Source organism: Rubneribacter badeniensis (genome assembly GCF_002899695.1).
Classification (GTDB): Bacteria; Actinomycetota; Coriobacteriia; order Coriobacteriales; family Eggerthellaceae; genus Rubneribacter; species Rubneribacter badeniensis.
In genome coordinates this window covers 1-714 of sequence record NZ_PPEL01000171.1, presented here as the reverse complement: position 1 = coordinate 714, position 714 = coordinate 1, and the positions used below count along the sequence as shown (strand labels likewise).

Below are 714 nucleotides of genomic sequence, written 5' to 3'. Positions count from 1 at the left end.
CGGTGCTCGACGCCGTCGCCTTCGCGGGCGACGCGCTCGCCCCGTTCTTCCTGCAGGACCCCCTGACCGGGGACGCGGGGGCGTCCTTCGAGGCGATGGCCGCGCTCGACCCCGCGGCCGCCGCCGCGGAGTGGCCCTTCGCGGAGGAGGGCGAGGCGCGCGAGGCGCTGGGGCTCATGGTCGCCGGCCTCGCAGGCGGCGCGGGCGACGAGGGCCTCGCGTGGGAGTACCGCCGCCTGTTCGTGGGCCCCGCGCCCAAGCCGGCCCCGCCGTGGGGGTCCGTGTACACCGACCGCGAGTGCGTGGTGTTCGGGGCGTCGACGCTCGAGCTGCGCGCGTGGATGCGCGGGCGCGGCGTCGCGCGCCTGGGGGGCGGGAAGGAGCCCGAGGACCACATCGGCCTCATGCTGGCCCTCATGGCGTGGCTCGCGCGCAACCGGCCCGCCGACCTCGACGAGTACCTGCGGGGGCACCTGCTCACCTGGGCGCCGCACTTCCTGGGCGAGCTGGCCGGGGCGGCGCGCCACCCCTTCTACGAGGGGCTCGCGCGCCTGACGGCCTCGACGCTCGAGGGGATCCGCGCCGAGCGGGGCCTTAAGGTCGCCGTCCCGCGGTTCTACCGCTAGGCGCGCGCGATGGCCGGGCTCGCCACCGCCCTCGACGAGGTCACGCTCGTCCTGTTCACGACGCTCGCGCCGTCGGGCGCGGTGGCGT

1 protein-coding gene is annotated in these 714 nt (G+C 77.3%); it reads left to right on the top strand.

Annotated elements, in window-relative coordinates; translation table 11 throughout:
* The first annotated feature begins 2 nt into the window (after positions 1-2).
* Complete coding sequence (gene dmsD / locus C2L80_RS13500; RefSeq protein ID WP_103263375.1) at positions 3-626, top strand: Tat proofreading chaperone DmsD; 624 nt, start codon at positions 3-5, stop codon at positions 624-626.
* The last annotated feature ends 88 nt before the right edge of the window (positions 627-714 follow it).